General features: G+C 46.3%; 1 tRNA gene. It reads right to left on the bottom strand.

What is annotated here, in order from left to right:
• Positions 1-393: 393 nt before the first annotated feature.
• Positions 394-465, bottom strand: a tRNA-His gene (locus tag DF185_RS24865).
• Positions 466-505 lie beyond the last annotated feature (40 nt).

The following is a 505-nucleotide window of genomic DNA, read 5'->3' as shown; positions in this document are numbered from 1 at the left end:
TGTGATTACATTGTGCTTCATTCTGTGGCTAATTCAAATTCCGAATATAACACGTTGAGTTGTGCTCATCGTGTTCTGTCTGCATTAGATTGGACTGATCTGGGAATTCTTGACACATCAATACGAATAATTTCAATGATCATCATATAATATTAATTGAGATGAAGTCAAATGACGACTGACGTGCTGTGTACGCTATCGGAAGTGTGCGACGGAATGCGGTCTATGACTTGTGTCGGTGCGTCGTCACGGGACACCGGTGTCAGTGAGGACTCAGTTGAATTGGAAGTGTCAATTGTGGATTGGTTGGTGTGAAGTGCAGTGGTGATTGTGTTGGATGGTGCGAATGCAGTCGATGGTAGTGAATGTGTGTAGTGGAGGCAATAAGGCGGATGTCGCTGCCATGATTCGAACGTGGGTTAGTGCGGCCACAACGCAATGTCATAACCACTAGACCACAGCGACGATGTGTTCGCGACCCAACGTCACGCTATCACAACACACC

The organism is Marinifilum breve (assembly GCF_003202155.1).
Taxonomy (GTDB): Bacteria; Bacteroidota; Bacteroidia; order Bacteroidales; family Marinifilaceae; genus Marinifilum; species Marinifilum breve.
This window is presented reverse-complemented; position numbering and strand designations above follow the sequence as displayed.